This window comes from Streptomyces sp. SL06, from assembly GCF_058244745.1.
Map to the genome: position 1 here is coordinate 6,496,415 of NZ_JBSYOT010000002.1, position 26,826 is coordinate 6,523,240.

Consider the following 26,826-nt stretch of genomic DNA (forward strand, 5'->3'; position numbering starts at 1 on the left):
TTATTCGTTGATTGTGCAACTACTGCGTGTGCAAGGGACGGCGCCCGCGCGGGTGGGAGAGGGGCCACGAGCGCGCTCAGGCCGAGTCCCGTCTGACCAGCTCCGTCGGCAGGATCACCGCCGCCGGGTCCTCCCCGCCGATCTGGGCCAGCAGCACCCGCACCATCTCGGCGCTGATCCGGTCCCAGGGCTGCCGGATGGTGGTCAGCGCGGGGTCGGCGGCCAGGGCGGCGGGGGAGTCGTCGAAACCGCCCACCGCCACGTCCTGCGGCACCCGCCGCCCGGCCCGCTGCAACGCGGTCAGCACACCCTGTGCCATCAGGTCGGACGCGACGAACACCGCGTCCAGGTCCGGTGCCTGCGCCAGCAGCAGTTCGGCGCCCGCCTCACCGCTGGACCTGCTGTAGTCGCCGGAGACTACGAGCCGTTCGTCGAACTCGACGCCGGCCCCGGCGATCTCCTCCCGGTAGCCGGCCAGGCGCTCCACACCGCCCGGGGTGTCCGGCGGACCGGTGACCACACCCACCCGCCGCCGCCCGAGCGACAGCAGGTGCCGCACCATGTCCCGGGCCCCGTCCCGGTCGTCGGCGGCCACGTAACTCACCTTCGAGCCCAGCCCGATGGGCTTGCCGCACGCCACCAGCGGGACGCCCGCCGCGCGCAGCTCCTCGGCGACCGGGTCCCCGGAGTGGCTGGAGACCAGCAGCACCCCGTCGACGTGCCCCGCCGTGATGTACCGCGTGATGCGCCGCCGTTCGTCCTTCGTGCCGGCCAGCATCAGCAGCAGCGGGATGTCGTGCGCGGCCAGCGCCTGGGTGCAACCGCGCAGCAGGACATTGAAGTTGGGATCCTCGAAGAACCGCTCCTGGGGCTCGGTGAGCAGGAAGCCCACCGAGTCCGAACGCCCGGTGATCAGCGACCGGGCGTGCCGGTTGACGACGTAACCGGTCCTGCGGATGGCCGCGTTGACCGCCTCCTGCGCGGCCGGGCTGACGTAGTGCCCGCCGTTGAGTACCCGTGACACCGTGCCACGCGACACTCCGGCCTCGCGCGCCACGTCGTGGATCGTGGGCGGTCGGCGCCGGCCCCCCGTGTTGCTCATGGTCATGACTTTACGGCCCCGGAGAGCAGGTCGAGGCTCCAGAAGCGCTGGACGACCAGGAACAGGGCGACCAGCGGTATCACCGCGAGGAAGGCACCGGTGATCACCAGGGTGTAGAGCGCGGGGGTGTTGGCGCCCTGCTCCAGCAGCGTGTGCAGCCCCAGCGTGATCGGGAACTTCTCGTCGTCGCTGAGCATGATGTACGGCAGCAGGAAGTTGTTCCACACGGCGACGAACTGGAACAGGAACACCGTCACCAGCCCCGGCACCATCATCGGCAGCGCGACCCGGGAGAAGATCCGCCACTCGCTCGCCCCGTCCATCCGCCCGGCCTCCACCACGTCGGCGGGCACGGCCGCCGTGGCGTAGATCCGCGCCAGGTAGACGCCGTACGGGGAGAGGATCTGCGGGAGGAGCACGGCCAGGTACGAGTCCGTCAGGTCCGCCTTGGCCAGCAGCAGATACTGCGGGACGGCGAGGATCACCGGCGGCATCAGCACGCCGGCCAGCAGCACGTTGAACAGCGTCTTCCCGGCCGCGGAAGCGGTAGACCGCCAGCGCGTGGCCGCTGAGCGCGGACACCACCGTGGACAGCAGGGCGCCGAGACCGGCGTAGAGGGCCGAGTTGGCCATCCACCGCCAGTAGACGCCGTCCCGGTAGGCGCTCAGATCGCTCACGTTGTCGGCGAACCCCGAGCCGGGCAGGAAGGTGAAGGTGGAGAACAGCTCGCTGTCCGACTTGGTGGCCGCGACGACCACCCAGGCCACCGGCAGCAGGCAGTAGACCGCGCCGAGCAGCAGTGTGACGGTGGGGATCAGCGCGGCGCGGCGGCGCGGCGGCGGCCCCTGTGCGGCGCCGGGCGTGGTGCCCGCCGCCGGCCGCGTCCTGCGTACGGTGAGAGAACTCATCGGGCCGCCTCCTGCCTGTTGCGCCGGTTCGCCGCCCGCAGGAACCCGAAGGACAGCGCCAGGGTGACGAGCGCGATGATCGCCGCCTGGGCCGCCGCCGCGTGGATGTCGCCCTTGCGGAAGGCGTCCTGGTACACCTTCATCAGCGGACTCCAGGTGGTGGAGACGGAGTTGGTCAGTGGTTTGAGGGTGGTCGGTTCGCTGAACACCTGGAGGGTGGCGATGATCGAGAAGAAGAACGTCAGCACCAGCGAAGGCGCCACCATCGGAATCTTGATCCGCAACGCGGTCTGCAGCGGGGAGGCGCCGTCCAGCTTCGCCGCCTCGTGCACCTCGGCCGGGATGGACCGCAGCGAGGTGTAGATGACGATCATGTTGAAGCCGGTGCCGCCCCAGACCGCGATGTTCGACAGGGCGAGGTACAGCGGACCGCCGTCCAGCAGATCCGGCTGCGGCAGCCCGAGCCGGTCGAGCACGAAGTAGAACGGACTGACGTCCGGCAGATACAGGAAGCCCCACAGCAGCGCCGCCACCACGCCGGGAATGGCGTACGGCAGGAAGATCGCGAGCCGGGTGACCGGGGTGAACCGCACCCGCTCGGAGTCGAGCATCAGCGCGAACAGCAGGGCGAGCCCCAGCATCACGGGTACGACGATGCAGCCGTACCCGAGGACCCGCAGTGCGCCGTCCAGCAGCTCGCTGTCGGAGAGGGCGTCGGCGTAGTTCCGGAAGCCGGCCCAGACCTCCTTGCGCGCACCGGAGCCGAGGCCGAGCCCGGAGACCTCCACCTTGCGGAAGCTGAGGTACACGGCGTAGCCGATGGGCAGCGCGAAGAACAGGAGGAACAGGACGACCGCGGGAACCAGGAAGGCATACGGGGCGCCCTTGACCCCGTACCGCCTCCGGCGTGCCGTCGTGCTGCTCACTGAGCGACCTCGAAGCCCTGCTTCTTGAGGTCGGCGACCGTCTCCTCCTGCATGGTGCGCAGGGCGGCGGTGAAGTCCGACTTGTTCTTGGCGGCGGCGCCGAACGCGTCGTTGAAGGTGGTGTAGGCGACGTTGACGTTCGGGCCCCAGGCGGAGGGCGCCGTCGTCCTGGCGATCTCGGCGGCCCGGGTGTAGAAGTCCGGCTGGTTGGAGAAGTACTCCGGCGGGTTGGCGAACGCGCCGCTGACCTGGGCGGAGGTGGAGGCCGGATAGATGCCGCCCTCCTTGGCGAGGGCGTTCAGCGCGTCGCCGTCGGTGTTCAGCCACTCGGCGAACTTCGCGGCGGCCTCCTTGTGCGCGGAGTCGGTGGTCACGCCGGTGGAGGAGCCGCCCCAACTGCCGGTGCGGTTCTCGCCCGCGGACCACTGGGGGAGCGGGGCCACGGCCCACTTGCCCTTGGTGCCGGGCGCGGCGGTGGTCAGCGTGCCGGGCGCCCACACGGCGCTGACCCAGGCGATCTGCTTGCCGGTGTTGAGCGCCTTGTTCCAGGCCGGCGTGTACATCGGCTGGTTGTCGACGGCGCCCTCCTTGACGAGGCCGCCCCAGAACTCGGCGACCTTCTCGGTGGCCTCGTCGTCGATGCCGACCTTCCACCGGTCGCCCTCGGTCGTCCACCACTGGGCGCCGGCCTGCTGGGCGAGGCCCGCGAAGAGCCCGGAGTCGTTGGCGGAGAAGGTGGTGAGGTCCTTGTCCGGCGCCGCCTTCTTCAGCTTGCGCGCGGTCTCGGCGAACTCGTCCCAGGTGGCCGGGACTTCCAGGCCGTACTTCTCGAACAGGTCCTCGCGGTAGTAGAACATCATCGGCCCGATGTCCTGGGGGACGGCGTAGACGGCGTCCGTGCCCAGCGTGGTCTGCTGCCACACGCCCTCGGCGAACTTGCCCTCCGCGTCGGCGACCTCGCCCGATATGTCGGCGAGTGCGTCGTTGCTGACCAGGGTCGGCAGCGCCTGGTACTCGGCCTGCACCAGGTCGGGGCCCTTGCCCGCCTTGTGAGCGGTGAGGATCTTGGTGACCAGGGTGTCGCCGGACGCCTGCTTCTTCACCGTGACGGTGATCTGCTCCTTCTTGCCCGCTCCCTTGTTCCACAGGTCGACGACCTTGTCCATGCCGGGTGTCCAGGTCCAGTACGTCAGCGAGACCGGACCCGACTGAGCGCCGCCGTCGTCGTCGGACGAGCCGCAGGCGGCGAGGGTGGTGGCACCGAGCGCGACGGCGACGGCGGAGGTCACCAGGCGGCGGCGCTTCGTGTACGGCATGGAACTCTCCCCTGACCGGGGTCTCCGCCTGCTGCGAAGACCTGCCATGCTTCTGTGAGCGTTCACAGTAGAGAAACATCCCGGACACTTGTCAATGGTTGATGCTGTGCGGTTATGTTGGCCTCGCGCCGCCCAGAATGTGTGTGCACGTTCCCAACTGATCGATCACATCAGGAGACCATCCATGCCGGAGACCACCCCCAGGGGCCTCACCGGGCTCGCCTTCGGCGGGGACTACAACCCCGAGCAGTGGCCGGAGAGCGTCTGGCAGGAGGACCTCCGGCTGATGCGCGAGGCCGGCGTCACGATGGTGAGCGTCGGGATCTTCTCCTGGGCCCTGCTGGAACCCGCCCCCGGCACCTACGACTTCGGCTGGCTTGACCGCCTCCTGGACCTGCTGCACGACCACGGCGTCCGCGTCGACCTCGGCACGCCCACCGTCGCCCCGCCCGCCTGGTTCTACCGGGCCCACCCCGAGGCCCTCCCGGTCACCGCCGACGGAGTGCGCCACGAGTTCGGCTCCCGCGGCGCCATCTGCCACAGCAACGCCGACTACCGCGCCGCGGCGGCGAACATCACCACCAGGCTCGCCGAGCGCTACGGCGACCACCCCGCACTGGCGCTCTGGCACGTCCACAACGAGTACGGCGTCCCCGTCTCCGCCTGCTACTGCGACTCCTGCGCCGCGCACTTCCGCCGCTGGCTGGCGACGACGTACGGCACGGTCGACGCCGTCAACGAGGCCTGGGGCACCGCCTTCTGGGGCCAGCGGTACGCCGGCCTCGACCAGATCAACCCGCCGCGCAGGACACCGACGGTCGGCAACCCGGCCCAGGCGCTGGACTACCGGCGCTTCGCCGACGCCACCATGCGCGAGAACTTCGTGGCGGAGCGGGACATCCTGCACCGCCTGTCACCCGGCGTCCCCGTCACCACCAACTTCATGACCGCCCTCAGCCAGTGCGACTCCGTCGACTACTGGGCCTGGGGCCGCGAGGTCGACCTCGTCAGCAACGACCACTACCTGATCACCGACGGCCGCCGCACCCACGTCAACCTCGCCATGGCCGCCGACCTCACCCGCTCCGTCGCGGGCGGCGCCCCCTGGCTGCTGCTCGAACACTCCACCTCGGGCGTCAACTGGCAGCCCCGCAACCCCGCCAAGGCCCCCGGCCAGATGGCCCGCAACTCCCTCGCCCACGTGGCCCGCGGCTCCGAGGGCGCCATGTTCTTCCAGTGGCGCCAGTCGAGGCGCGGCGCCGAGAAGTTCCACTCGGCGATGCTGCCGCACGGCGGCACCGACACCCGCGTATGGCGCGAGGTGGTCGAACTCGGCGCCTCCATCGACTCGTTGAACCCCGTCCGCGGCACCCGCACCGAGGCCGACGCCGCCATGCTCTGGGACTGGCACTCCTGGTGGGCGCAGACCCTCCAGTGGCGCCCCAGCGAGGACCACGACCCGCGCGAGCGCGCCGACACCTGCTACGAGACCCTCTACGACCGCCACCTCACCGTCGACTTCGCCCACCCGGAAGCCGACCTGTCGCCCTATCCCCTTGTCGTCGTCCCCGCCCTGTACCTGATGACGGAGGCGGCCGGGAACAACCTCCGGGAGTACGTCGAGCGGGGCGGCACCCTGGTCGTCTCGTACTTCTCCGGCATCGTCGACGAGCACGACGCCGTCCACGAGGGCGCCTACCCCGGCGCGCTCAGGGACGTACTCGGCCTCACCGTCGAGGAGTTCTCCCCGCTGCCGGCGGGCGAGCGGGTGCGGCTCACCGGCCCGGACGGCGCCGAGGCGAGCGGCGACGTGTGGACGGAGTTCGTGGTGCCCCGGGGCGCCGAACCGGTGTGGACGTACGCCGACGGCCCGGCCGCCGGCCGGCCCGCCGTCACCCGGCACCGCCTCGGCGAGGGCACCGCCTGGTACGTCTCCACCCGCCTCGGGACCGAGGGCCTGGACACGGTCCTCGGCCGCGCGGCCGAGGACGCGCGCATCGCCCCGCGCACCGACCTGCCCCGCGATGTCGAAGTGGTGCGCCGCGCGGGCGAGTCGGGCACCTATCTGTTCGCGGTCAACCACACCGCCTCGGACGCGAAGGTGCCGCTGGACGCGCCCGGCACCGAACTGCTGACCGGGGCACGCGCCGCGGGACGCCTCGCGGTCCCGGCCGGCACCGTCCGGGTCGTGCGGCTCGACGGCTAACCCGGACCCCGTGACTCCCCTCCGCCCGTGCGCGCAAGCGAGCCGCGGGCGCGGGGGGCCGCCCGGCACCGCCGCACCGCACGGTCGGCGCGCCGGGCGGCGCCTTCATCCACCATGTCGAAGGGACGACGGACGACGATGTTCCATCCCAGACGCACACTCAGGACCCTGCTGCCGCCCCTCGTGGCCGGCCTCGCCCTCACCGCGCCGCCCGCGCAGACCGCCCAGGCCGCGAGCACCCTCACCAACGGCGGCTTCGAGGCGGACGGCACCGGCACCGGCACCCCGGACGGCTGGTCGGAGTACGGCTCGACGGGCGCCTCGTACACCGAGGAGGGCGGCCGCGGCGGCGGTCACCGGCTGAGCCACTGGTCCTCCACCGCGTACCGGGTCGAGACGTACCAGCACCTCTCCGGGCTCGCCGACGGCGGCTACCTGCTGACCGCCTGGGTGCGCTCGGGCGGTGGCCAGAACGCGGCCTGGATAGCACTGAAGAACTGCGGCGGGACCGAGCAGCGCACCGACCTGCCGGTGTCCGCCGACGGGTGGATCAGGATCGTCGTGCCGGTCGAGGTGACCGGCAACCAGTGCACCGTCAGCATCAACAGCGACGCGAACCCCGGCAACTGGATCAATGTGGACGACCTGACCTTCGAGCCGGGCGCGTCGGGACTGCCGATCAAGGGCGCCGATGTCTCCTCCCTCGCCAAGAGCGAGGCCAAGGGCGGTGTCTACCGCACGAGTTCGGGCTCGCCGGACGACGCGCTCGGCATCCTGGGGTCCGCCGGCATGAACTACGCGCGCCTGAAGGTCTGGGTGAACCCGGCCGACGGCTACAACGACAGGGCACGCGTGCTCGCGACCGCCGAGCGCGTCAAGGCGCGGGGGATGAAGCTGCTGGTCGACTTCCACTACTCGGACACCTGGGCCGACCCCGGCACCCAGACCAAGCCCGCCGCCTGGGCCGGACACTCGTACGCTCGGCTGAGGACGGACGTGTACGAGCACACGTACGACGTGCTGAGCGCGCTCAAGGCACAGGGCACCGCCGCCGACATGGTCCAGGTCGGCAACGAGATCAACGGCGGCCTGCTGTGGAACGAGGGATCCACGGCCAACTGGACACAGCTCGCCGGGCTGATCAACAGCGGATACGACGCGGTCAAGGACGTCGACGCGGCCACACCGGTCGCGCTGCACCTCGCCGAGGGCGGCGACCTGGCGGGCACCCGCTGGTGGTTCGACAACGCGCTCGCCCAGGGCGTGCGGTTCGACGCGATCGGCCTGTCGTACTACGGCTACTGGCACGGCTCGCCGGCCGACTTCCAGACCACCCTGGACGACGCCGCCGCCCGCTACGGCAGGCCGGTCTTCGTCGCCGAGACGGCCTACCCCTTCCGCCTGGACAGCAAGGACGCGCACGAGAACATCATCGACACCCAGGGTGAGCTGGTCCCCGGCTACCCGGCGACCCCGGCCGGGCAGACCGCGTGGATGAACACGGTGGCCGACATCGTGGAGGCCGTTCCCAACGGCCGCGGCCTCGGCGTCTTCTACTGGGAGGCGACCTGGACCGCCGTCGACGGCAACGGCTGGGACCCCGCCGACCCGTCCTCCGGCAACGGCTGGGAGAACCAGGCCCTGTTCGGCTACGACGACAGGGCGCTGCCGGCGACCGCCTGGTTCCGCCACCGCTGACACCCGTCGGGTACCGGACGCGACGGGCCGGTACCCGGCACCCTCCCGAGGTGCCCCGCGCGGCACCTCGGCGTTACGCTGGTCATCGGCCGCGCTCCTCGCGCGCGGCGCGGCGGTGGGGCCCGCCGTACCCGAACCGCGGCACGGACGCCGCCAACGGTCCCTACTTGCGACGCGGGGGGCATCCCCTGCCCGGCGAGTAGGAGACGCACGATCATGACAGTCCCGCGGACCGAAGGCCTCGGCGGCGTCCGGCGCGCAGGCGCGTGGCGCCCCTGGCGCGCACAGGCCCCGGTCGTCGCGGTCGTGGCCCTCGGCGGTGGTGCGGGCGCCGCCGCCCGCTACGCCGCCGCGCTGGGGTGGCCGACACGGACCGGCGGTTTTCCGTGGACGACCCTCTTCGTCAACGTCGTCGGCTGTGCCGTGATCGGCGTGTTCATGGTGGTCATCACCGAGGTGTGGGCCGCCCACCGCCTGGTCCGGCCCTTCTTCGGCACCGGCGTGCTCGGCGGCTTCACCACCTTCTCGACGTACGCCGTGGACAGCCATGACCTGTTCGCCGCCGACCGGGTCCGCACGGGCCTGGTCTGTCTCGCCGCGACCCCGCTCGCGGCACTCACGGCGGTGTGGCTCGCCGCATGGGCGACCCGCCGCGTCCTGAAGTGGAGGCAGCCATGACGAGGCTGACCGGCAGCGCCCTGCGCGTGACCGTCTTCGTCGGTGAGAACGACACCTGGCACCACCGCCCCCTGTACTCGGAGATCGTCCACCGGGCCCACGCGGCGGGTCTCGCGGGCGCCAGTGTCTTCCGCGGTGTGGAGGGATTCGGCGCCTCCTCCATGGTGCACACCACCCGGCTGCTGTCCCTGAGCGAGGACCTGCCGGTCGCCGTCGTCATCGTCGACACGCAGGAGCGGGTCCGGGACTTCCTGCCGCAGCTCGACGAACTCGTCACCGAGGGCCTGGTCGTCCTCGACGCCTGCGAGGTCGTCCGGCACGCCGGCCGGGGGCACCCGTCCTCCGCGACCGGCGGGACGGACGAGCGGGACGAGCGGCCGTCGTGAACTGGCTGCTGGTCGTCGCGGGCGGCATGGTCGGTGCCCCGCTGCGCTATCTCACCGACCGGGCGGTGCAGTCGCGGCACGACTCGGTCTTCCCCTGGGGCACCTTCACGGTGAACGTCACCGGCTGTCTGGTCCTCGGCGTGCTGACCGGTGCGACGCTGGCCGGAGCGGCGGGCTCCCACCTGCGGCTGCTGCTCGGAACCGGTCTGTGCGGCGCCTTCACGACGTACTCGACCTTCTCCTACGAGACGCTCCGGCTGACCGAGACGGGGGCCCGCCTCCAGGCCGCCGTCAATGTGGCGGCGAGTGTGGCGGCGGGCCTGGGGGCGGCGTTCGCGGGGGTCGCGCTGGCCGGCGTGTTCCGGTGAACCGCGGGCGCTCGCGCACCCGGCTCAGTGGGCGTCGCGCAGCGGCTCGCCGACGCTTCGCAGATGCCGCAGCGCCTCTCGGTGCGAGGCGAGCAGCCCCGTCTGGTAGTAGGGGACGCCCAGTTCGGCGCAGTAGCGCTCGGTGATGGCCTGGGCCCGGCCGAGGGCGGGGGTCGGCATGCTGGGGAAGAGGTGGTGCTCGATCTGGTAGTTGAGGCCGCCCATGAAGGCGTCGACGAGCGCGCCGCCCCGCACATTGCGGGAGGTGAGGACCTGGCGGCGCAGGAAGTCGAGCCGCGTGCCCTCCTCGATCATCGGCATGCCCTTGTGGTTGGGCGCGAAGACCGAGCCCAGGTAGATCCCGAACAGGCCCTGGTGCACGGCGATGAAGGCGAGCGCCCTGCCGGGGGAGAGGACCGTGAACAGGCCGCCGAAGTACAGGACGAAATGGGCGACGAGCAGCGTGCCCTCCAGGACCGGCCGCTTCATGGACCGGCTGCGCAGCGCCTTGAAGCTGTTGAAACTCAGGTTGAACCCTTCCAGCGTCAACAGCGGGAAGAACAGGGCGGCCTGGTGTTTTCCGACGAAACGGGGGAGCCCTTTCGCCTTGCTCGCCTGGCGCCGCGACCACACCAGGAGGTCCGGGGCGACGTCCGGGTCCTTTCCCTCGTGGTTGGGATTGGCGTGGTGGCGGGTGTGCTTGTTCATCCACCAGCCGTAGCTCATGCCCAGCAGCAGGTTCGCCACCACGAGGCCGCCGGTCTCGCTGGGGCGGCGGCGTGCGAAGACCTGCCGATGGGCGAGGTCGTGGGCCGCGAGCCCGAGCTGGCCGAAGACCACGGCGAGCGCCACCGCGACGAACAACTGGCTCCAGCTGTCGCCCAGCGTGAGAAACGCGGCGACACCGCCCGCGAGCGCGAGAGCGACGATGCCGAAACGCACCGTGTAATACAGGGGGCGCCGCCGGAGCAGCCCCGCGTCGGATATGCGCCGGGAGAGTTCGGAAAAGTCGCTTCCCTTTTCCCGCTCCTTTCCCTGTGTTTCCTGTGCGCGGGTGGGCAAGCTCTCGATGAGCACCGTGGGATTGGCCATGTGCCCAGTATGTGAAGGATTTCCCGGCAGCAGAATGACGGTTGCCCCCGGAGCGGGGGTGTGGCCAGCCCCACCCCCGTCCCTGCGGTCCTCCCCTGCCGGTGGTCCGGGCGCGGGCGGCCCGGCGTCCTCAACTCCCGTCGTCCCGTACGAGCTTGAGCCGCAGAGCCAGCGCCATGACGCCCGCGCCGAGCCCGGCGACGCCCAGGATTGCACCGGTCTCGGGCCAGCCCGGCTCGCCCTCGGCGGGTTTCGCCGCCGTGACCGCCGCGGGAACGGCCTCGGCACCCTGGCGCGGCCGGACGCCGCCGGGCACCAGCGAACCCACGGGGTCGGCCTTCCCATGTGCCTCGAAGCCCCAGTCGAGCAGCGAGCGGGCCTCCTCGTACACGGCGTGTCCGTCGCCCCTCTGCGGGTTCATCACGGTCACCACCAGGGTCCGCCCGTCGCGTCGTGCGGCGGCGATCAGCGTGTTGCCGGCGTTGCTGGTGTACCCGTTCTTGATGCCGATCAGCCCCGGATACGGCTCCACCCCGTCCGCGCCGGTGAGCAGCCGGTTGGTGTTCATGATCCCGTACGAGTTCCCGTCGAGGCCGGGGAACATCGCGTCGACCTGGGCGCAGTACCGCGCGAAGTCCGGATTGCGCAGCCCCGCCCGCCCGAACACCGCCAGGTCGTACGCCGACGACACCTGGCCCGGCGCGTCGTACCCGTCGGGCGAGCGTACGTGGGTGTCGCGGGCGCCGAGGGCACGGGCCTCGGCCTGCATCCGGGCGGCCGTCGTGCTCCAGCCGCCGGTGAGCGAGGACAGGACGTGGACGGCGTCGTTGCCGGAGTTGAGGAAGACGCCGTTCCACAGGTCGGAGACCCGGTAGGTGTGGCCCTCGACGACACCGACCATGCTGCTGCCCGCACCGATGCCGGACAGCTCGGCCGCCTTCACCTCGTGGCGGATGCCGCCCGGCAGGACCGGCAGCACGGTGAGGGCGAACAGCGTCTTGAGGGTGCTGGCCGGTGGCAGCGGGCGATGCGCGTCGTGGGCCGCCAGTACGTCGCCGCTGTCGGCGTCGGCCACCACCCAGGACAGTGCGGAGACATCGGGGACCCGGGGCGCCTGGGGGCGGAGCCGGACCTGGGTGCCGGGGCGGGACAGCAGCGACGGCTGTGCCACCGTCCGGGGCTCGCCGGGCGGGCCGGGGTCCGGAACGTCCCGCACGGGCGGCCGCGGCGGCGGGCATGAGCGTCAGCAGCCCTGCCACGCAGAGCACGCAGGTGGATCGAGCCGCCCGGGAAGAGAATCCGATAGTCATACCGCAAACGTAGGAACGGGTCCCCGAACCGCCACGCTGCCCGGGGCGAGTCGCGCTCGCGAGCACCCGGATGCCGTAGGGGGAAGCGGCACTCCGGCCGGCGCCGGGCGCGTCAGGCGGCGGGCAGTGTCGGCTGGACGTGCCGCAGGAACGTGGCGTTGTCCGGGGTCTGGCGCATCCGCTCCAGCAGTGTCTCCACACCGGACTGCCCGTCCCGGGTCGCCAGGGCCCGGCGCAGCCCGTGCACGGCGGTCGTCTCGGCGGGGGACAGCAGCAGCTCCTCGCGGCGGGTGCCCGAGCCGGTCATGTCCACGGCGGGGAAGATCCGGCGGGTGGCGAGGTCGCGGCTGAGCCGCAGCTCCATGTTGCCGGTGCCCTTGAGTTCCTCGAAGTAGAAGTCGTCGGCACGCGAGCCGGTCTCCACCAGGGCGGTGGCGAGGATGGTGAGGGAGCCGCCCTCCTCGGCCTTGCGGGCGGCGCCGAAGAACCGCTTCGGCCCGATCAGCGCGCCGGCGTCCACGCCGCCGCTGAGGGTACGGCCGCCGGACGAGGCGGCGTTGTTGTGCGCCCTGCACAGCCGGGTGAGGGAGTCGAGGAGGATGACGACGTCCTCGCCGGCCTCGACGAGCCGCTTGGCCCGCTCGATCACGAGTTCGGCGAGCGCGATGTGCTGCTTGGCGCTCTGGTCGAAGGTCGAGGCGTACACCTCGCCCCGCACCGAGCGCCGCATGTCGGTGACCTCCTCGGGCCGCTCGTCGAGCAGCACCACCATCAGGCGGGACTCGGGGTGGTTGCCGGCCACCGCGGCGGCGAGCTGCTGGATGAGGACGGTCTTCCCGGTCTTCGGCGGGGCCACGATCAGGCCGCGCTGGCCCTTGCCGACCGGGGCGATCAGATCGGTGATCCGCCCGGTGAGGCCGGCCGCCGGGTGTTCGAGACGCAGCCGCTCGTGCGGATGCAGGGGGGTCAGGTCACGGAAGTGACGCCGGCCGCCGCCCCGCTGGTCGGATGCGCGTCCGTTGACCCGGACGATGTCGGTGAGGGTGCGGCGGTCACCGCGCACGCCCTCCACCAGGTCGCCCTTGCGCAGGCCGTGGCGGCGGATGAGTGCGGGGGAGACGGCGAGGTCGGACGGTTCGGGCTGGAGGCTCTTGCCCCGCAGGTGCCCCTTTCCGCCCGTGTCGATGTCGAGGACACCGTGCGCGATCTCGGCCGGGGACTGCTGGACAGGGGGGTGTTCGAGTGTGGTGGTCATGATGATCGGTCCTTTCGAGGACACGGGCATGGGACATGCGGAAGGAAGGGGGAAGCCGCGCGAGGGGTCGAACGACACGCCTCCGGACGGCGGGAAACAGCACCTCGGATGCGGCGGGGAAAAGACCCTGCTCACGAGGTTGCGCTGAGAAGCGGACACGCCGGTCGTGCCAGGACGGGCGGGTCGGCGAACCGAAGGGAAACCAGCACCGGCGCCCTAGGGGGCGTACACAAGTGCTGACCGCACTGTACCACCGGATCGCGGTGGAGGGGCGGTGGGACGGGACGGTCGATCCGTCCCACCTTGCTCAACAGAGCCGATGCCGTGTCTATTCCTCGGTGATCCGCTCGAACTGCGCGGCCATGGCCGCCTGGAGGGCCTGAAGGCCCGACAGCGGACGCACCAGCACCGTGAGCTGGTCGATACGGCCCCACTCGTCCAGGTGCAGCAGGTCGCAGCCGCTGATCTCGCGGTCGCCCACCCGTGCCACGAAGACCAGCGCGTGGTCGCGGCCGTCCGCCTCGCCGATGACCCGCTCGTAGCGCAGGTCCTCGAAGACGCGGTCGACGGCGCGCAGGATCGCCGCCGTGATCGCCCTGCCGTGGTAGGGCTTGAAGACGACGGGACTGGTGAAGACCACGTCCTCGGCCAGGAGCGCCTCGACGGCGTCCAGGTCGTGTGCCTCGACGGCCGTGCGGAATGCCTGCATCACTACTCCTTATTAAACTTTTTTAATAGGTGTGAAATAGAGTAGACCCTCCTTGCTAGCGTGTCGACATGTCTCTCAAGTACGCCGTCCTGGCCGCCCTGCTGGAGGGCGAGGCCTCGGGCTACGAGCTGTCCAAGGTGTTCGACGTGTCGCTCGCCAACTTCTGGCCCGCCACGCCGCAGCAGCTCTACCGGGAGCTGGAACGCCTCGCGGGCGACGGACTCATCGAGGCCCGGACGGTGCCGCAGGAACGGCGGCCCACCAAGCGGCTGTTCTCGCTCACGGAGGCGGGCCGGGAGCAGTTGGGCGTCTTCGCCGCCGCGCCGACCCGTCGGCCGACCGCCATCCGCGACGAGTTCCTGATCAAGATGCAGGCCATGGACGGCGTCGACCCGCGGGCCGTGCGCGCGCTGGTCGAGGAGCGCAGGGCATGGGCCCTGGGCAAGCTCGCCCGCTACGAGCGCGTACGCGAGCGCCTTCTGGACGGCCGTACCGAGGAGGAGCACCTCCGGGACGCCGACCGTGTCGGGCCCTACCTCACGCTGCTCGCCGGGATCACCTTCGAGCAGGAGAACGCCCGTTGGTGCGAGCGCGTGCTCACCGTGCTCGGGGAGCGGCGCGCTCCCGCCGGGCCCGCCGGACAGCCCCTAGGCTGACCGGATGTTCAGCCCCGAAGGCCCCACCCTGCGCGAACTCGCCGTCCAGGCAATGTCGTCGGTCGAGCACGGATACGACCTGCTCGCCCCGAAGTTCGACCACACCCCGTACCGCACGCCGGACCGCGTGCTCGGCGCCGTGGCCTCGGCGCTGTCCCCGATGGGGCCGTTCGACGCCGGACTCGACCTGTGCTGCGGCACCGGCGCGGGCGCGGGCGTACTGGCCCGGGTGTGCCGGAAGAGCGTGACGGGGGTCGACTTCAGCTCGGGCATGCTGGAGGTCGCACGCGGGCGCGTCGTGCCGCGGGGCCCCGCGGTCTCCTGGGTGCGCGCCGACGCCCGCGCACTGCCGTTCGGGCCCGAGTTCGACCTCGTGGTGAGCTTCGGGGCGTTCGGGCACTTCCTGCCCCGTGAACTGCCGGGCCTGTTCGGCCAGGTGCACTCCGTGCTGCGGCCCGGCGGCCGCTTCGCCTTCCCCGTCGTCGCGCCGCCCCGCCCCGGCTCCCGGCCGTACTGGACACTGCTCGGCTTCGACACCGCGATGCGGGTCCGCAACGCGCTGTGGCGGCCGCCGTTCGTCATGTACTACCGGACGTTCCGACTCGGGGATGTGGGACGGGAGTTGACGCGCGCCGGCTTCCGGGCGGACCTGCACGCCCTGCCCGAGTTCGGGCGCCGCTGCGACGGCAGCCCGCGTGTCCGGCTGGTCGTGGCCCGGCGGCTGCCGGCACCGTGAACTCCGGCGGCCGCGGTCAGGCGTACGAGCGCAGCCAGCGCAGCTTGGCGGCCTCCTGGAACGGTCCGCCGCCCTCGTGGTCGTTGAAGTCGTACACCTCGATCGCCTTGTCCTCGTGCGCCCAGGCGTTGAACGCCGCGTAGACGGTCGACGGCGGGCACGTCTGGTCCTCCAGGGCCGTCGAGAACAGGGCAGGCGCCCGGCCCCGCGCCGCGAAGTGCACGCCGTCGAAGTAGGACAGCGTGCGCAGCGCGTCCTCGGTCCGGCCGCGGTGCGTCTTGAGGTACAGGCCGACCTCGCGGTACGGCTGCCGGTCGGTGAGCGTGGTCGCGCGCGGGAAGTCGCAGAGGAACGGCACGTCCGGCGCCACGGCCGTCAGGTCCGGCACCAGACCGCCCACCGCGATCGCGATGCCGCCACCCTGACTGGCGCCGAGGGCGACCGTGCGGCCCGCGTCGGCCAGCGGGTGGGAACGGGCCGCCTCCACCGCGCGCACGGCGTCGGTGAAGACGCGGCGGTAGTAGTAGTTCTCCGGGGCGTCCAGGCCGCGCGTCATGAAGCCCGGGTACGCGGGCGTGCCGCCGACCGGATCCGCGGTCCCGCCACCGCCGCCCCAGGCGCTGCCCTGGCCGCGGGTGTCCATGACGAAGTGCGCCCGGCCCGTGGACGCCCACAGCAGATGCTCGTGCGGCAGCCCGCGCCCGCCGCCGTACCCGACGAACTCCACGACCAGCGGCAGCGGTTGCGCCGCCGCGGCCGGCAGGGTCAGCCAGCCCTTCACCGGGTGACCGCCGAACCCGGCGAACGTCACGTCGTACACCCGCACCGTGGACAGCCCCGTGTCGACCGGTTCGAACCGGGCGTCCAGGTCGTGCTCCCGTGTCTCCTGGAGCGTCTTGCTCCAGAACGCGTCGAAGTCCTCGGGCTCGGTCGACGCGCTGCGGTACGCGTGGAGTTCGGGGAGCGGAAGGTCGAACAGGGCCATCGAGAACCGCCTTTGCGGGGAGACAGTGCCGGACCGTGCCGGTGATCACACCGTACGTGAGTGGTCGGAGGTCTCGCCAGAGCCCGCCGCGCCTGGCCGGCCGTCGTTCTGGCGAGACGCAGGTCGGAGCGGGTGGGATGGCACCCGTGAGCCGCCGAAGGGGGGTGCGCCGCCCACGGCCCGGCGAGATGGTCGGGTCACCGGCTCCGGTGCGGCGCTGAGCCGGCCGCCCGGGAACGGCGTCGTCAGGCCCGGCGGCGCGTCCACCGCGGCTCGGTGAGCGCCCAGTCGCGGTCCCACTCGGCCATCCGACGCCGCAGGGCCACCGCGCGTACGGCGCAGCGTGCGAGGAGCACCGTGAGCGCCGCCCCGACGGTGCTGAACGCGCCGATGGTGACGCTGTGCTGCCAGATCGCGGAATCGTCCGCAGGCGGCGGCACGCTCCGGCCCCGCGAGTCCAGCCACACGTCGACCGTGTCACCGTGCCGGGTGTCGGCCGGGACCCGCGCCGGGGCGCTCTGCCGCGTGCCGTCCGGCGTGCTCCAGTGGACGGTCGTGCGGTACGAGTGCTGCCCGCCGAGCTGCACCGACGGCACGGCGTCGGGGGTCCGGCCGATCACCGAGGCCCGGACGCGGTGCCGCTCCGCCCGCTGTTCCGCGACGATCTCCCGTGCCTCGCGGTAGCCCCACCAGGCGGTGGCCGCCCCCAGCAGCGGTGTGCCCACGAACAGCAGGACGGCGACGACCAGCACGGTCCACGCCTCGACCACGTCCGAGCGGCGCCGCAGCGGATTGCGCCGCCAGCGCCAGCCGTGTACCCGGGTTCGCATGTCGACCTCCTCGCGCTCACCGCTCCCGGAGGGCGGGACGGACGGCCGTACGAGGGTGGGGCCGCCGTGCCTCCGTTACGCGCCACGTGTGCGAGTAACCCGTACAGGCCCCGTACACCGTCCGGAAAATCCCGCTCACGGCGTCGCCCACCCGGACCCACCGGACGGCCGCTCGACGCCGCGGACAGGTGCCCGGCGGGGCCGGGTGGAAACACGCGGCGGCCGGCGCGGACGCCCGGTGAAGCCCCGTGTTCGCACGCTGGGGCCTTCGGGCCTGCGGGGCCGCCGCTCAGGCCCGGTCCTCGCCCGGTGCGGCGCCCTGCGACGCGTTGTACCGCTCCAGATACGCGGCGAAGCGCACGAGGTCCTGCTCGGGCCAGTTCGCGAGCCGCTCCCGGAACGCCGCCCGGCGGCTCTCCGTGACCCGGGCCAGGATGCGCCGCCCGGACTCCGTCAGGTGCACCACCTGGACCCGTTGGTCGTCCGGGTCTACGCGCCGCTCCACCAGGTCGGCGCGCTCCAGCGCGGTCACCTGGCGGCTGACGGTGGACTTGTCCAGGGCGTAGTGGACGGCCAGGTCGGTGGCCCGGCAGCCGCCCCGCTCCTCCAGATGGGCGAGCAGGGTGTACGACACCAGCGACAGCTCCGGATGCATGCGCCCCGCCGAGGCGCGGGCACGGCGGGCGAAGGCCGTCATCTCGCGCTGGATGGTCTCCACGGCCGCGTCCGCCGGACTCTCGCCGGGAGCGGCGGTCGCCTTGTCGGGCGTCTCGGCAGCGGTCACGGATCCTCCTCCACTTGCTAGTTGCATAGTACAACTTGACGGGAGGTTGTATGAGCCAACCAGCTGTGCGGGGTGCTCCGTCGGCGTCCGGACCTTGGGGTAGTGTGGCCGTCGGCCGCGGGCAGTCCCGGCCGTCGGACGCCTGGGAGGTGAGACCCATTACCGCTGTGTCGGCCCGGGTGCTCTCACCTCACGGCAGTGCGGTCATCACCGGCAACGGGTGACCGTGAGAGCGCCCTTCGGTTCTCGAAAGGCTCTCGGCTTCCATGCCACCCATCTTCCCCGCGTCCCCCTCGCCCTCTCACCGCTCCGTCTCCTCTCCCGCGCGTGACGCCGTCGTGGCCGCGCTCCGCGCCGCGGGCTGCGTCTTCGCCGAGGACGAGGCGGAACTGATCCTGGCCGCCGCCCGCACCGACGCGGAACTCACCGCCCTCGTGGACCGCCGCGCCACCGGCCTCCCCCTCGAACTCGTCCTGGGCTGGGCGGAGTTCCGCGGCCTGCGCATCGCCGTCGCGCCCGGCGTCTTCGTGCCCCGCCGCCGTACCGAGTTCCTGGTCGTCGAGGCCCTCGCCCACGCGCCGGACGCGGCCGTCGTCGTGGACCTGTGCTGCGGGTCCGGTGCCGTCGGCGCCGCCCTGGCAGCCGAGCTCGACCGGCCCGAGGTGCACGCCGCCGACGTCGACCCGGCCGCCGTGCGCTGTGCCCGCGGCAACCTCGCGGACGCCGGCGGGCGGGTGTACGCCGGGGACCTGTTCGACGCGCTGCCCGACGCGTTGCGGGGCCGGGTGGACATCCTCGCGGCCAATGTGCCCTACGTGCCCACCGGCGAGGTCGCCCTGCTGCCCGCCGAGGCCCGCGACCACGAGCCGCCCGCCGCCCTCGACGGCGGCGGCGACGGCCTCGACGTGCTGCGCAGGGTCGCGGCCGAGGCGCCCTCGTGGCTCGCGCCGGGCGGCTGCCTGCTGGTCGAGACGAGCGAACGCCAGGCACCGGCCGCCGTCGACGCCTTCGCCCGCGCGGGCCTCGCGACCCGTCTCGCGGTCTGCGAGGAGCTGTACGCCCATGTGGTGACCGGCGTCAGGGAGTAGCGCCCGGTCCCGCCCCGGGGCGGCGGGCGTACCCCGGCGGCCGATGTTGGTCTGTACATGACTTCGTTGGCAGTCCAGACTGTGCGCCGAGTGCGTACGCCCAGCCCGTACGCCAGGCCACCCCCCCACTGAGGAGCCCGAATGCCTCTGCGCGCCCGGCAACGTTGTCACGCAGTCCTGACCGGACTCACCGCCCTCGCCCTGACTCTCGGCCTCGCCGGTCCGTCGGCCGGGGCGGCCCAGGCCGCCGACACCTGGACCGAGGTCGGCTCCGACCGTGCCGACCCGCTGACCGAGAGCCAGGGCCTGGCCTCCGTCGAGGTCCCGGCCGGCAGCCCCAACCGCTACACCGGGATCGGCACCATCCCGCTCGGCCTCAGCACCCGGGGCTGGAACCACGTCGGCGACCCCGACGCCTCCTACGACGGCCACTACGTCGAGCCGTACCAGCGGGACAACGGGAACACGAAGATGTTCCGCGTGCAGGCACCCGACGGAACCTGGTCGGAGTACGTCCACACACTCGGCGCCGACGAGGCGCTGAACAACTCGTGGAGCGCGATCTCGCCGGACGGCCAGTGGATGCTCGCGGGCGAGTGGGGCACCATGGACCGGCTCCTGGTCTTCCCGACGCCCGGCGTCAACCCGAGCACGTCGCCCTCGGCGGACCTCCCCCGGGTGGCCACCGTCCGCCTCGACCGCGCGGTGCGGGACGTCCAGGGCTGCGACTTCTTCGATGCGACCACGCTGCTGTGCTCCTCCGACGACCCGGAGGGCAGCCTCTTCGGCATCACCAAGCCGCTGCTGAGGATCGACCTGTCCACCGCGCCGAACGGCAGCGCGGATGTCACCGGCCAGGTCACCGCCCTGCAACAACTGCCCCTGCGCAGCGGCTGCTCCGGAAACTTCGAGGCGGAGGGCATCGACTACGACCGCCGTACCGGCACCCTGCGCGTGATCGTCGTCTCGCCGGGCTTCTGCGTGCTGACGGACAGCAAGACCTACCGCTTCACCCAGGGCTGACACGTCCCCGCCCCCGGCCGGACCGCTCCGGCAGCGCTCGGCCGGCGGCGTACGTGCCCCGGAGGACCGGCCGCGGCGCCCGGTGCCGCGCGCCGGCGTCGGTCTCGACCCGCCCGAGAGCCGCCGGGTCCACACGCGGCCCCGCTCAGAACCGGTACGGCTTCGTGCGGCGGCGCAGGAACCAGGCCGCGGCGATGACGCCGGAGCCCACCAGGGCGCCGCCCGCCACCAGGGTGGCCGTGCCGTAGTCCTTGACGGCCCCGCCGAGACCGCCCATGACGCCGCGCGGCGACGCGGACGGATCGGGCGCCGCCGACTGGCTGGGGGACGGGGCGGGCACCGCGGACTGGCTCGGGGACGGGGAGGGCGCCGCGGAGACGATGACCGTCTGGGTGCCGGCGGTGCTGTTGTTCGAGCACATGACGACGACCGTGTACGTGCCCGGCGTGATGCCCGACCAGGCCGCGGACTGGCCCGAGGCGTTGCCGGACAGCGCCACCTGGCGCCCCTGCGCGAAGTCCTGCTGGTTGCTGTTGAGCAGCGAGGCGGTGCCCCAACTGCCGTTGAGTTCGGCGCAGGCGGAGGTGGTGACGGACACCGTGGTCCCGGTGGTGCTCACCGAGATCCCGGGACCCGCGGCGGCCGGTGCGGGGGCCAGGGCGGCGGGCAGCGCGGCGGCGGCTGCCACGGTCAGGCCGGAGCGGAGAAGTGGCGATGAGATGCGCATGTGGACTGCCCTCCGGCGGCACGGCCGGCGGTACATCCCTTGCGCCGCCGAGGTCGGAAACACCCGTGCTGCCTTCAGGGGCAGCCAACAGGGCGGCGGCCGTGCCCGCATGCGGAGCGCGACCGCCCAGGTGACGCCTCCCCGGCCCGGAGCGGGGCCGGCCTGCCGTCAACCGCCGATGCCCGTGGTCACCTTCCGTTCCGTGGAGAAGCCGCCCCAGGTGCCGTCGGCCAGCCTGGCCCGGATCCGCACCCGGTGCGTGACGCCCGCCTCCGGCCCCGCGTAGAAGCTGTACTCGGCCCGGTCGCGGGGCGCGTCGGCGCCGTAGACGAGCGAGGTCGCCGGACGGCCGTCCAGGTGGATCTGGTACTCGGTGACCGGGCCGTCCGTGCGCGGCGGGACCCAGGCGAGGTCGATGTAGTACGCCCCGTCGGCGCGGTGGGAGGCGGCGCGCAGGTCGGTGGGCGCGGTGGCGCGGCCGTCGTCGGAGCCCGGGGTGGTGAGCCGGACGGCGGCACCGGCGGGGGAGACGTTGTCGGCGGCGTCCCGCGCCCGGACCGTGAAGGTGTAACGGGTGCCCGGACGCAGCCCCGTGACGACGGCCGCCGTCTGACCCCCGCCCACGCTGTGGACCTTCGTGCCGCCCTGGTGGATGTCGTACGACGCCACCGCGCGGTCGTCCGTCGCGGCGGACCAGGTGAGCTGGACCGCCCTGCTGCCCGCCGCGCGGCCCCGGACGTTCCCGGGCCGGGTCGGGGCGGAGTCGTCGGTGACCTCGGCGGGGGTGGTCGCCCGCACCTTACGGCTGCGCGGTCCGAGCCGTCCGTCGGCGTCGCGCGCCCGCACGCTGAAGGCGTACCCCGTCGAGGGGCGCAGCCGGGTGACGTCCACCATGCGACCGGAGGCCGGCACCGCCTTCACCAGCGCGCCGCCGCGGTACACCTCGTACGCCTCGGCCCCGTCGACGGCGTTCCACATCACGTGCACGGTCGTCGCGCTGCCCGCCTCGGCGGTGACCCCCGTGGGCACCCCCGGCAGAGCGCCGCCCTCGTCGTCGCCCGTGCCCAGGCCGCAGGACGCGAGCAGGAGGAGCGCCCCGCAGAGCAGGGCGCACCGGCGAAGGGCGGCGGAGGCGGGGCCGGGAACGGCGGGCACGGGCACGTCTCGCACGGTTCTGCCTCCAGTACGGCGTCGGTCCGGCGGCCACAGGAATGGTCCGGACCAATATGGCGGCCGTGGCGGGATCACATCAAGAGGGCGGCTGTTGCGGGTCACCCGGAAGAGTTACGTATGCTGAATCACCTCACGGTCGAAGTCCCCGGACCTTTCGGGGAGTTCGGGCCGTCGGCGCGGACCGCTGTCGTCGCTGATCCCGCGCCGACGAGGGCGGCCGGGCGGGCCGGGGCCAGTACGGCTCCGGCCCGCCCGCCACCGGCCTCGGCCGCCCCCCTGCGCACGGTGCGGGCCCCTCGGTCGTGCACCGTCTGGCCCTGTGCGAGGTGGCCGCGTGGGCGATTCGGGGACAGATGGAGCCGAGTGTCCGTCCATGTCCCCCAGGAGAGGCCACATCGTGCGTGTCCAGTCGCTGACACTGGTCGCGGCCAGCGCCGCCCTGATCGCCCCGACGACGTTCCCCGACGCTCAACCCCCGCTCCGCCCCGGCACCCGGGCCGAGGCACGGCCCGGTCTCCAGCCGCGGAGCGGCGCACCGCGCGCGGACCGGTCCGGCGTCCGGGTCGGGCCGGTTCCGCACACCCCGGCCGGGCCGGTGCCGCCCTCGCGCCCCGGGGCGGGGGACGGGGAGGGCGCCCGGTCCGAGGAAGGCGTACGAGAGGGCCCCGTCCGCGCCGCCGACCTGCTGGCCCGGGTGAAGGACTGCGACCCCGTCTCGTCCGGGCGCTACCGCACCGACGCCGGGGCACCGGCGGACATCCCGGTCTGCGGTACGCGGGACGCCGTGTACTGGACGGCCGACCTGGACGTGGACTGCGACGGCCGGCCCGGCGACCGGTGCAACAGCCGTACGGACCCGTACTACAACCCCGCCACCGCCTACACCCAGTCGGACGGCCGGCCGCTGGACGCCGAGAGCCTGCCCTATGTCGTGGTGCCCGAGCCGAGCGACAGGTGGGACCACCGCGCGGACGGCATCCGCGGCGGATCGCTCGCCGCCGTCGTCCACGGGGACCGGGTGCGGTACGCCGTCGTCGGCGACATCGGCCCGCGCGACCTCATCGGCGAGGCCTCCTACGCCGCCGCGCGTTCCCTCGGCATCCCGGCCGACCCGCACGGCGGCGGCGCCCCCTCCGACGTGACGTACATCCTCTTCAAGGGCAGCGAACTCAAGCCCCTGGAGGACACGGCCGCCGCCGAGAAGGCGGGGGAGCGGCTGGCACGGAAGTTCGTGAACGGCACCTGAGCCGACCCCACTCCCCGGCCGCCCCGAGGCGCTCCCCACGCCGCCCCGCCCGGCCGGCCGGGTGTCCGGGCCAGACCCCTGGACCGGAGGCCCCGGACAAGACCGCCCCCTGAATCCGCGGGCCGGCTCCTCACCCGAGGCTCCCACCGGGCGCCTGCCCGGGGCCTCCGGCCAGGTCTTCGGCCGGGGGACCTGCCCGTGGCTTCCACCTGGGTCTTTCAACCGGCACCTGCCCGTTGCCTCGGCTCGGGGCTTGCTGGGGCGTCTGCCCGGGGGACCGCCCCGGCCTTCCGCCCGGGACCTGACCGGGCCGGCGCCCAGTGCCTCGGTCCGAGGTCTGCTCCGGGCCTCCGTCCGCCATCCGCCCAGTGCTCCCGTCCGAGGCCGGTTCAGGGCCGCTGCCCGGCAGCCGCCCGTTGCCCTTGCCCGGGACCTGCTCGGGGCCTCCGGCCGAGGACCCGGCCGGGGCCCGCCCGAGGTTTCCGGTCAAGCCTTCCGGTAGGTGTACGCCTCCGCGGCCGCCGCCTCGACGGCCGCGAGGTCGGCTCCCGTCGAGGCAGTGACCACCGCGGCGACCGCGCCCTCGACGAAGGGCGCGTCCACCAGACGGGTGTTCTCCGGAAGCTCGTCGTCCTCGGCGAGCAGCGCCTTGACGGTGAGCACCGCACTGCCGAGGTCGGTGAGGACGGCGACCCCCGCGCCCCGGTCCACCGACGCGGCGGCGGCCGAGACCAGCTCGGAGCTGGTACCGAGTTCGCCGGACGCGGTCCCGCCCGCCGGGGCGACGGGCACCGCGGCGCCGCCGCCCGACAGGGCCTTCGCCAGCTCGGCGACGGAGGCCGCGACCTCGGCGCTGTGGGACACCAGCACGATCCCGACCAGCTTCGCGTCACTCACCGGCCGCCTCCTCCAGCGCCGCGACGAGCAGTGCCGCCGAGGTCGCGCCGGGGTCCTGGTGCCCGATGCTGCGCTCGCCGAGATAGCTCGCCCTGCCCTTGCGGGCCTGCATCGGCACGGTCGCCGCGGCCCCCTCCTCGGCCGCGGCCCGCGCCGCGGCGAACGATTCGCCGAGGGCGTCCACGGCCGGCACCAGGGCGTCGATCATGGTCTTGTCGCCCGGCGCGGCGCCCCCGAGCGTGCGGACGGCGTCCACGCCCGTCCGCAGGGCCTCGGCCAACTGCTCCTCGCTCACCTCGGCGGCGTCACCGAGCGCCTTGCCGGTGCGGCGCAGCAGCGTCCCGTACAGCGGCCCGGAGGCGCCACCGACCTTGGAGATGAGCTGGCGCCCGGCGAGGACCAGGACGGCGCCGGGGGTGTCGGGCGCCTCCTTCTCCAGCGCGGCCGTCACGGCAGTGAACCCGCGCTGGAGATTGCTGCCGTGGTCGGCGTCGCCGATGGACGAGTCGAGGGCGGTGAGCCGTTCGGCCTCGCGGTCGACCGAGGCGGCGGTCGCCGTCATCCAACGGCGGAAGAAGTCGGCGTCGAGCACAGCATCTCCTTGCCTGGTAGGTGCGTGGTGATCCCTTCCCCGTCCGCCGTCACATGCCCCACCTGAGACCGGGCGTCTTCACCGGCGCGTCCCACAGGGCGAGCAGCTCCTCGTCGATCTCGCACAGGGTGACCGAGGCCCCCGCCATGTCCAGGGAGGTGACGTAGTTGCCGACGAGGGTGCGGGCGACGGCGACACCGCGCTCGCCGAGTACGCGCTGCACCTCGGCGTTGAAGCCGTACAGTTCGAGCAGCGGCGTCGCGCCCATGCCGTTGACCAGGACGAGGACCGGGTTGCGCGGGCCGCGGTCCGTCAGGATCGCGTCCACGGCGGCCTCGGCGATCTCCCCCGAGGTCATCATCGGACGCCGTTCCCGGCCGGGCTCCCCGTGGATGCCGATGCCCAGCTCCAGTTCTCCGGCCGGCAGGTCGAAGGTGGGGCTGCCCTTGGCCGGCGTGGTGACGGCGCTGAGCGCGACACCGAAACTGCGGGAGTCGTCGTTGACCCGGCGGGCGAGCGCCGCCACCTGCTCCAGTGGGCGGCCCTCCTGTGCCGCGGCCCCGGCGATCTTCTCCACGAACAGGGTCGCCCCCGTGCCCCGCCGCCCGGCCGTGTAGAGGCTGTCCGTCACCGCCACGTCGTCGTTGACCAGCACCTTCGCGACCTGGATGCCCTCGTCCTCGGCCAGCTCGGCGGCCATGTCGAAGTTGAGCACGTCACCGGTGTAGTTCTTGACGACGAAGAGCACCCCGGCCCCGCTGTCCACGGCCGCCGCCGCCCGCAGCATCTGGTCGGGCACCGGCGAGGTGAACACCTCACCCGGACAGGCCGCCGACAGCATCCCGGGCCCCACGAACCCGCCGTGCAGCGGCTCGTGCCCGGACCCGCCCCCGGACACCACGGCGACCTGCCCCGCCACCGGAGCGTCCCGCCGGACGATCACCCTGTTCTCAACGTCCACGGCCAACTCGGGATGAGCCGCGGCCATACCGCGCAACGCGTCCGCGACCACGGTCTCCGGGACGTTGATGAGCATCCTCATGGGTCCTCCTGCGAAGGGTAGTAGGCGGCCTGTCGGCAGTATCCGTCCTGCGGCAGCGAAGGTCACCCCGAGAACCTCATGGTGTGCCCCGGCCGGCGTCCGGACGCGTACGGCCGCGACCGGACGCCGGTGCTCCTTCGAGCGCCGTACCGCCTGCGAAGCGGCGTTCGCCGCCCGAGCCGACCGTAGTGCCATACCAGCATGTTCCCGGTCCGCCGGTGGTACAGCGAGGGCAAGGCGCTGACCAGGGGAAACCGACCGCCGCCCGGAGGAGGAGCCCGCATCGGACCGGGAGAGCGGCGAAGACCGCCGTGCGGCCCGGCCTCAGACTCCGCGCTCCGACGCGGCCGGTTCCGGACTCTTGCGGAGTTCCTCGCCGACGCTTTCGAGGTGAGCGCGCGCCGCGGCCTCGGCCGCCGCGCCGTCGCCGGCCACGATCGCCTCGATGATGGCCAGATGCTGGGGAAGCGACTCGGCCGGGCGGCCGGGGCGCAGCGCCAGTCGGAACTGGTAGCGGACCATCTGACCCTTGAGACGACTGAGCAGCGCCTCCGCGACGGCCTGGCGACTCATATGAGCGACCGAGCCGTGCAGCTCGGTGTTGAGCGCCGAGTACGTACTGAGATCGCCCGACGCCACGGCCTCGCGCATGCGGTCGCCGATCCCGCCCAGTCTGTCCCGGTCCTCCGCCGAGGCCAGCTCGGCCGCCCGGCGGGCGCACAGTCCCTCCAGCGCCGCACGGCACTCGGTGATCTGCACGGCCTCTTCGACGGTGACGACCCGCACCCGGGCTCCCCGGCGGGGGATGAGTTCGACGAGCCCCTCGGCCGCGAGATCCTGCAACGCCTCCCGGACGGCCGCGCGGGCGGCGTTGAGCGACGCGGAGAGTTCCTGCTCGACGAGCCGCTGCCCCGGAACCATGTCGCCCGAGAAGAGCGCTTGGCGAATGGCCGCGGAGACGGCCTGGCGCGCCGCCTGACCGGCGATCGGTTTGTCGGGCATGGCCTCTCCCACCTTGCTCTGCGAGTAACGCGGTGTAACGGCGTGAAGTCTAGCCGCGCAGACGATCACACCGGCAACAGGGTAGGCGTT

At 72.8% G+C, this 26,826-nt stretch carries 26 protein-coding genes and 1 pseudogene; 10 read left to right on the forward strand and 17 right to left on the reverse strand.

Features of this window, described 5'->3' with window-relative positions; translation table 11 throughout:
* Window positions 1-76: 76 nt before the first annotated feature.
* From AC4IHM_RS29805 to AC4IHM_RS29820, 4 genes and pseudogenes are all read right to left on the reverse strand, one after another.
* Window positions 77-1,108 carry a LacI family DNA-binding transcriptional regulator gene (locus AC4IHM_RS29805; protein WP_490870060.1) on the reverse strand — a complete coding sequence of 344 codons (1,032 nt, stop codon included), beginning with the start codon at window positions 1,106-1,108 and terminating at the stop codon, window positions 77-79.
* Window positions 1,105-2,011: pseudogene (locus tag AC4IHM_RS29810) on the reverse strand (carbohydrate ABC transporter permease). Before AC4IHM_RS29810 ends, AC4IHM_RS29805 begins: the two are co-directional and overlap by 4 nt.
* Entirely contained in the window at window positions 2,008-2,937 is a 930-nt protein-coding gene (locus AC4IHM_RS29815) for a carbohydrate ABC transporter permease (RefSeq protein WP_490870061.1), read from the reverse strand. Before AC4IHM_RS29815 ends, AC4IHM_RS29810 begins: the two are co-directional and overlap by 4 nt.
* On the reverse strand, window positions 2,934-4,253 hold the full coding sequence (locus AC4IHM_RS29820) for an ABC transporter substrate-binding protein (protein WP_490870062.1): 1,320 nt from the start codon (window positions 4,251-4,253) through the stop codon (window positions 2,934-2,936). The genes AC4IHM_RS29815 and AC4IHM_RS29820 overlap by 4 nt, the downstream gene beginning before the upstream one ends.
* Before the next feature lie 184 nt (window positions 4,254-4,437).
* Here AC4IHM_RS29820 and AC4IHM_RS29825 point away from each other — a divergent pair, with 184 nt between their 5' ends.
* The 5 genes from AC4IHM_RS29825 (at window position 4,438) to crcB (ending at window position 9,589) form a co-directional block, all read left to right on the forward strand.
* A complete protein-coding gene (locus AC4IHM_RS29825; protein ID WP_490870063.1) occupies window positions 4,438-6,459 on the forward strand; it encodes a beta-galactosidase in 2,022 nt (673 codons plus the stop codon).
* A gap of 138 nt (window positions 6,460-6,597) precedes the next feature.
* Entirely contained in the window at window positions 6,598-8,157 is a 1,560-nt protein-coding gene (locus AC4IHM_RS29830) for a glycoside hydrolase family 53 protein (RefSeq protein WP_490870064.1), read from the forward strand.
* Between the two features lie 216 nt (window positions 8,158-8,373).
* Complete coding sequence (locus AC4IHM_RS29835) at window positions 8,374-8,835, forward strand: fluoride efflux transporter FluC (RefSeq protein ID WP_490870065.1); 462 nt, start codon at window positions 8,374-8,376, stop codon at window positions 8,833-8,835.
* Window positions 8,832-9,221, forward strand: coding sequence for a DUF190 domain-containing protein (locus AC4IHM_RS29840; RefSeq protein WP_490870066.1), 390 nt, complete (start codon window positions 8,832-8,834; stop codon window positions 9,219-9,221). Before AC4IHM_RS29835 ends, AC4IHM_RS29840 begins: the two co-directional genes overlap by 4 nt.
* A complete protein-coding gene (crcB, locus tag AC4IHM_RS29845; RefSeq protein WP_490870067.1) occupies window positions 9,218-9,589 on the forward strand; it encodes a fluoride efflux transporter CrcB in 372 nt (123 codons plus the stop codon). Before AC4IHM_RS29840 ends, crcB begins: the two co-directional genes overlap by 4 nt.
* 24 nt (window positions 9,590-9,613) lie before the next feature.
* On the opposite strand, the gene AC4IHM_RS29850 is transcribed toward crcB, so the two are convergent.
* The 4 genes from AC4IHM_RS29850 to AC4IHM_RS29865 all read right to left on the reverse strand — a co-directional run bounded on the left by AC4IHM_RS29850 (window position 9,614) and on the right by AC4IHM_RS29865 (window position 13,955).
* Complete coding sequence (locus AC4IHM_RS29850; protein ID WP_490870068.1) at window positions 9,614-10,681, reverse strand: fatty acid desaturase family protein; 1,068 nt, start codon at window positions 10,679-10,681, stop codon at window positions 9,614-9,616.
* 130 nt (window positions 10,682-10,811) lie between these two features.
* Window positions 10,812-11,852 (reverse strand): D-alanyl-D-alanine carboxypeptidase family protein, encoded by a 1,041-nt coding sequence (locus AC4IHM_RS29855; RefSeq protein WP_490870069.1) that lies wholly within the window; start codon window positions 11,850-11,852, stop codon window positions 10,812-10,814.
* A 251-nt stretch (window positions 11,853-12,103) separates the two neighbouring features.
* Complete coding sequence (gene rho, locus AC4IHM_RS29860; protein ID WP_490870070.1) at window positions 12,104-13,246, reverse strand: transcription termination factor Rho; 1,143 nt, start codon at window positions 13,244-13,246, stop codon at window positions 12,104-12,106.
* Window positions 13,247-13,574: 328 nt separating this feature from the next.
* On the reverse strand, window positions 13,575-13,955 hold the full coding sequence (locus AC4IHM_RS29865) for a nuclear transport factor 2 family protein (protein ID WP_490870071.1): 381 nt from the start codon (window positions 13,953-13,955) through the stop codon (window positions 13,575-13,577).
* Window positions 13,956-14,023: 68 nt separating this feature from the next.
* On the opposite strand from AC4IHM_RS29865, the gene AC4IHM_RS29870 reads away from it, so the two are divergent.
* Together AC4IHM_RS29870 and AC4IHM_RS29875 are read left to right on the forward strand one after the other, a co-directional pair.
* Window positions 14,024-14,611, forward strand: a complete 588-nt coding sequence (locus tag AC4IHM_RS29870) for a PadR family transcriptional regulator (protein ID WP_490870072.1) — start codon at window positions 14,024-14,026, stop codon at window positions 14,609-14,611.
* A 4-nt stretch (window positions 14,612-14,615) separates the two neighbouring features.
* Window positions 14,616-15,347 carry a class I SAM-dependent methyltransferase gene (locus tag AC4IHM_RS29875; RefSeq protein ID WP_490870073.1) on the forward strand — a complete coding sequence of 244 codons (732 nt, stop codon included), beginning with the start codon at window positions 14,616-14,618 and terminating at the stop codon, window positions 15,345-15,347.
* A 16-nt stretch (window positions 15,348-15,363) separates the two neighbouring features.
* Here the strand turns inward: AC4IHM_RS29875 and AC4IHM_RS29880 are convergent, their stop codons facing one another.
* The 3 genes from AC4IHM_RS29880 to AC4IHM_RS29890 all read right to left on the reverse strand — a co-directional run bounded on the left by AC4IHM_RS29880 (window position 15,364) and on the right by AC4IHM_RS29890 (window position 17,946).
* The gene (locus tag AC4IHM_RS29880) at window positions 15,364-16,332 is read right to left on the reverse strand and encodes an acetylxylan esterase (RefSeq protein WP_490870074.1); all 969 of its coding nucleotides are present in this window, start codon (window positions 16,330-16,332) and stop codon (window positions 15,364-15,366) included.
* Between the two features lie 245 nt (window positions 16,333-16,577).
* Window positions 16,578-17,162, reverse strand: a complete 585-nt coding sequence (locus tag AC4IHM_RS29885) for an Rv1733c family protein (protein WP_490870075.1) — start codon at window positions 17,160-17,162, stop codon at window positions 16,578-16,580.
* 289 nt (window positions 17,163-17,451) lie between these two features.
* Window positions 17,452-17,946 carry a MarR family winged helix-turn-helix transcriptional regulator gene (locus AC4IHM_RS29890; protein WP_490870076.1) on the reverse strand — a complete coding sequence of 165 codons (495 nt, stop codon included), beginning with the start codon at window positions 17,944-17,946 and terminating at the stop codon, window positions 17,452-17,454.
* A gap of 266 nt (window positions 17,947-18,212) precedes the next feature.
* Here AC4IHM_RS29890 and AC4IHM_RS29895 point away from each other — a divergent pair, with 266 nt between their 5' ends.
* Both AC4IHM_RS29895 and AC4IHM_RS29900 read left to right on the forward strand, forming a co-directional pair.
* Complete coding sequence (locus AC4IHM_RS29895) at window positions 18,213-19,034, forward strand: putative protein N(5)-glutamine methyltransferase (protein WP_490870077.1); 822 nt, start codon at window positions 18,213-18,215, stop codon at window positions 19,032-19,034.
* Between the two features lie 141 nt (window positions 19,035-19,175).
* Window positions 19,176-20,057 carry a hypothetical protein gene (locus AC4IHM_RS29900; RefSeq protein ID WP_490870078.1) on the forward strand — a complete coding sequence of 294 codons (882 nt, stop codon included), beginning with the start codon at window positions 19,176-19,178 and terminating at the stop codon, window positions 20,055-20,057.
* A gap of 145 nt (window positions 20,058-20,202) precedes the next feature.
* On the opposite strand, the gene AC4IHM_RS29905 is transcribed toward AC4IHM_RS29900, so the two are convergent.
* Both AC4IHM_RS29905 and AC4IHM_RS29910 read right to left on the reverse strand, forming a co-directional pair.
* Window positions 20,203-20,784, reverse strand: coding sequence for a hypothetical protein (locus tag AC4IHM_RS29905; RefSeq protein ID WP_490870079.1), 582 nt, complete (start codon window positions 20,782-20,784; stop codon window positions 20,203-20,205).
* Between the two features lie 168 nt (window positions 20,785-20,952).
* A complete protein-coding gene (locus tag AC4IHM_RS29910) occupies window positions 20,953-21,954 on the reverse strand; it encodes a fibronectin type III domain-containing protein (protein ID WP_490870080.1) in 1,002 nt (333 codons plus the stop codon).
* Between the two features lie 400 nt (window positions 21,955-22,354).
* Between AC4IHM_RS29910 and AC4IHM_RS29915 the strand changes: the two genes are divergently transcribed.
* Window positions 22,355-23,203, forward strand: coding sequence for a glycoside hydrolase family 75 protein (locus AC4IHM_RS29915; RefSeq protein ID WP_490870982.1), 849 nt, complete (start codon window positions 22,355-22,357; stop codon window positions 23,201-23,203).
* A 486-nt stretch (window positions 23,204-23,689) separates the two neighbouring features.
* On the opposite strand, the gene AC4IHM_RS29920 is transcribed toward AC4IHM_RS29915, so the two are convergent.
* The 4 genes from AC4IHM_RS29920 to AC4IHM_RS29935 form a co-directional block, all read right to left on the reverse strand.
* Window positions 23,690-24,100: a PTS-dependent dihydroxyacetone kinase phosphotransferase subunit DhaM gene (locus AC4IHM_RS29920; RefSeq protein ID WP_490870081.1), complete on the reverse strand. Its 411-nt coding sequence runs from the start codon at window positions 24,098-24,100 to the stop codon at window positions 23,690-23,692.
* Entirely contained in the window at window positions 24,093-24,692 is a 600-nt protein-coding gene (gene dhaL / locus AC4IHM_RS29925) for a dihydroxyacetone kinase subunit DhaL (protein ID WP_490870082.1), read from the reverse strand. The genes AC4IHM_RS29920 and dhaL overlap by 8 nt, the downstream gene beginning before the upstream one ends.
* Before the next feature lie 49 nt (window positions 24,693-24,741).
* Window positions 24,742-25,734, reverse strand: coding sequence for a dihydroxyacetone kinase subunit DhaK (dhaK, locus tag AC4IHM_RS29930; RefSeq protein WP_490870083.1), 993 nt, complete (start codon window positions 25,732-25,734; stop codon window positions 24,742-24,744).
* 324 nt (window positions 25,735-26,058) lie between these two features.
* Entirely contained in the window at window positions 26,059-26,736 is a 678-nt protein-coding gene (locus tag AC4IHM_RS29935) for a GntR family transcriptional regulator (protein WP_490870084.1), read from the reverse strand.
* Window positions 26,737-26,826 lie beyond the last annotated feature (90 nt).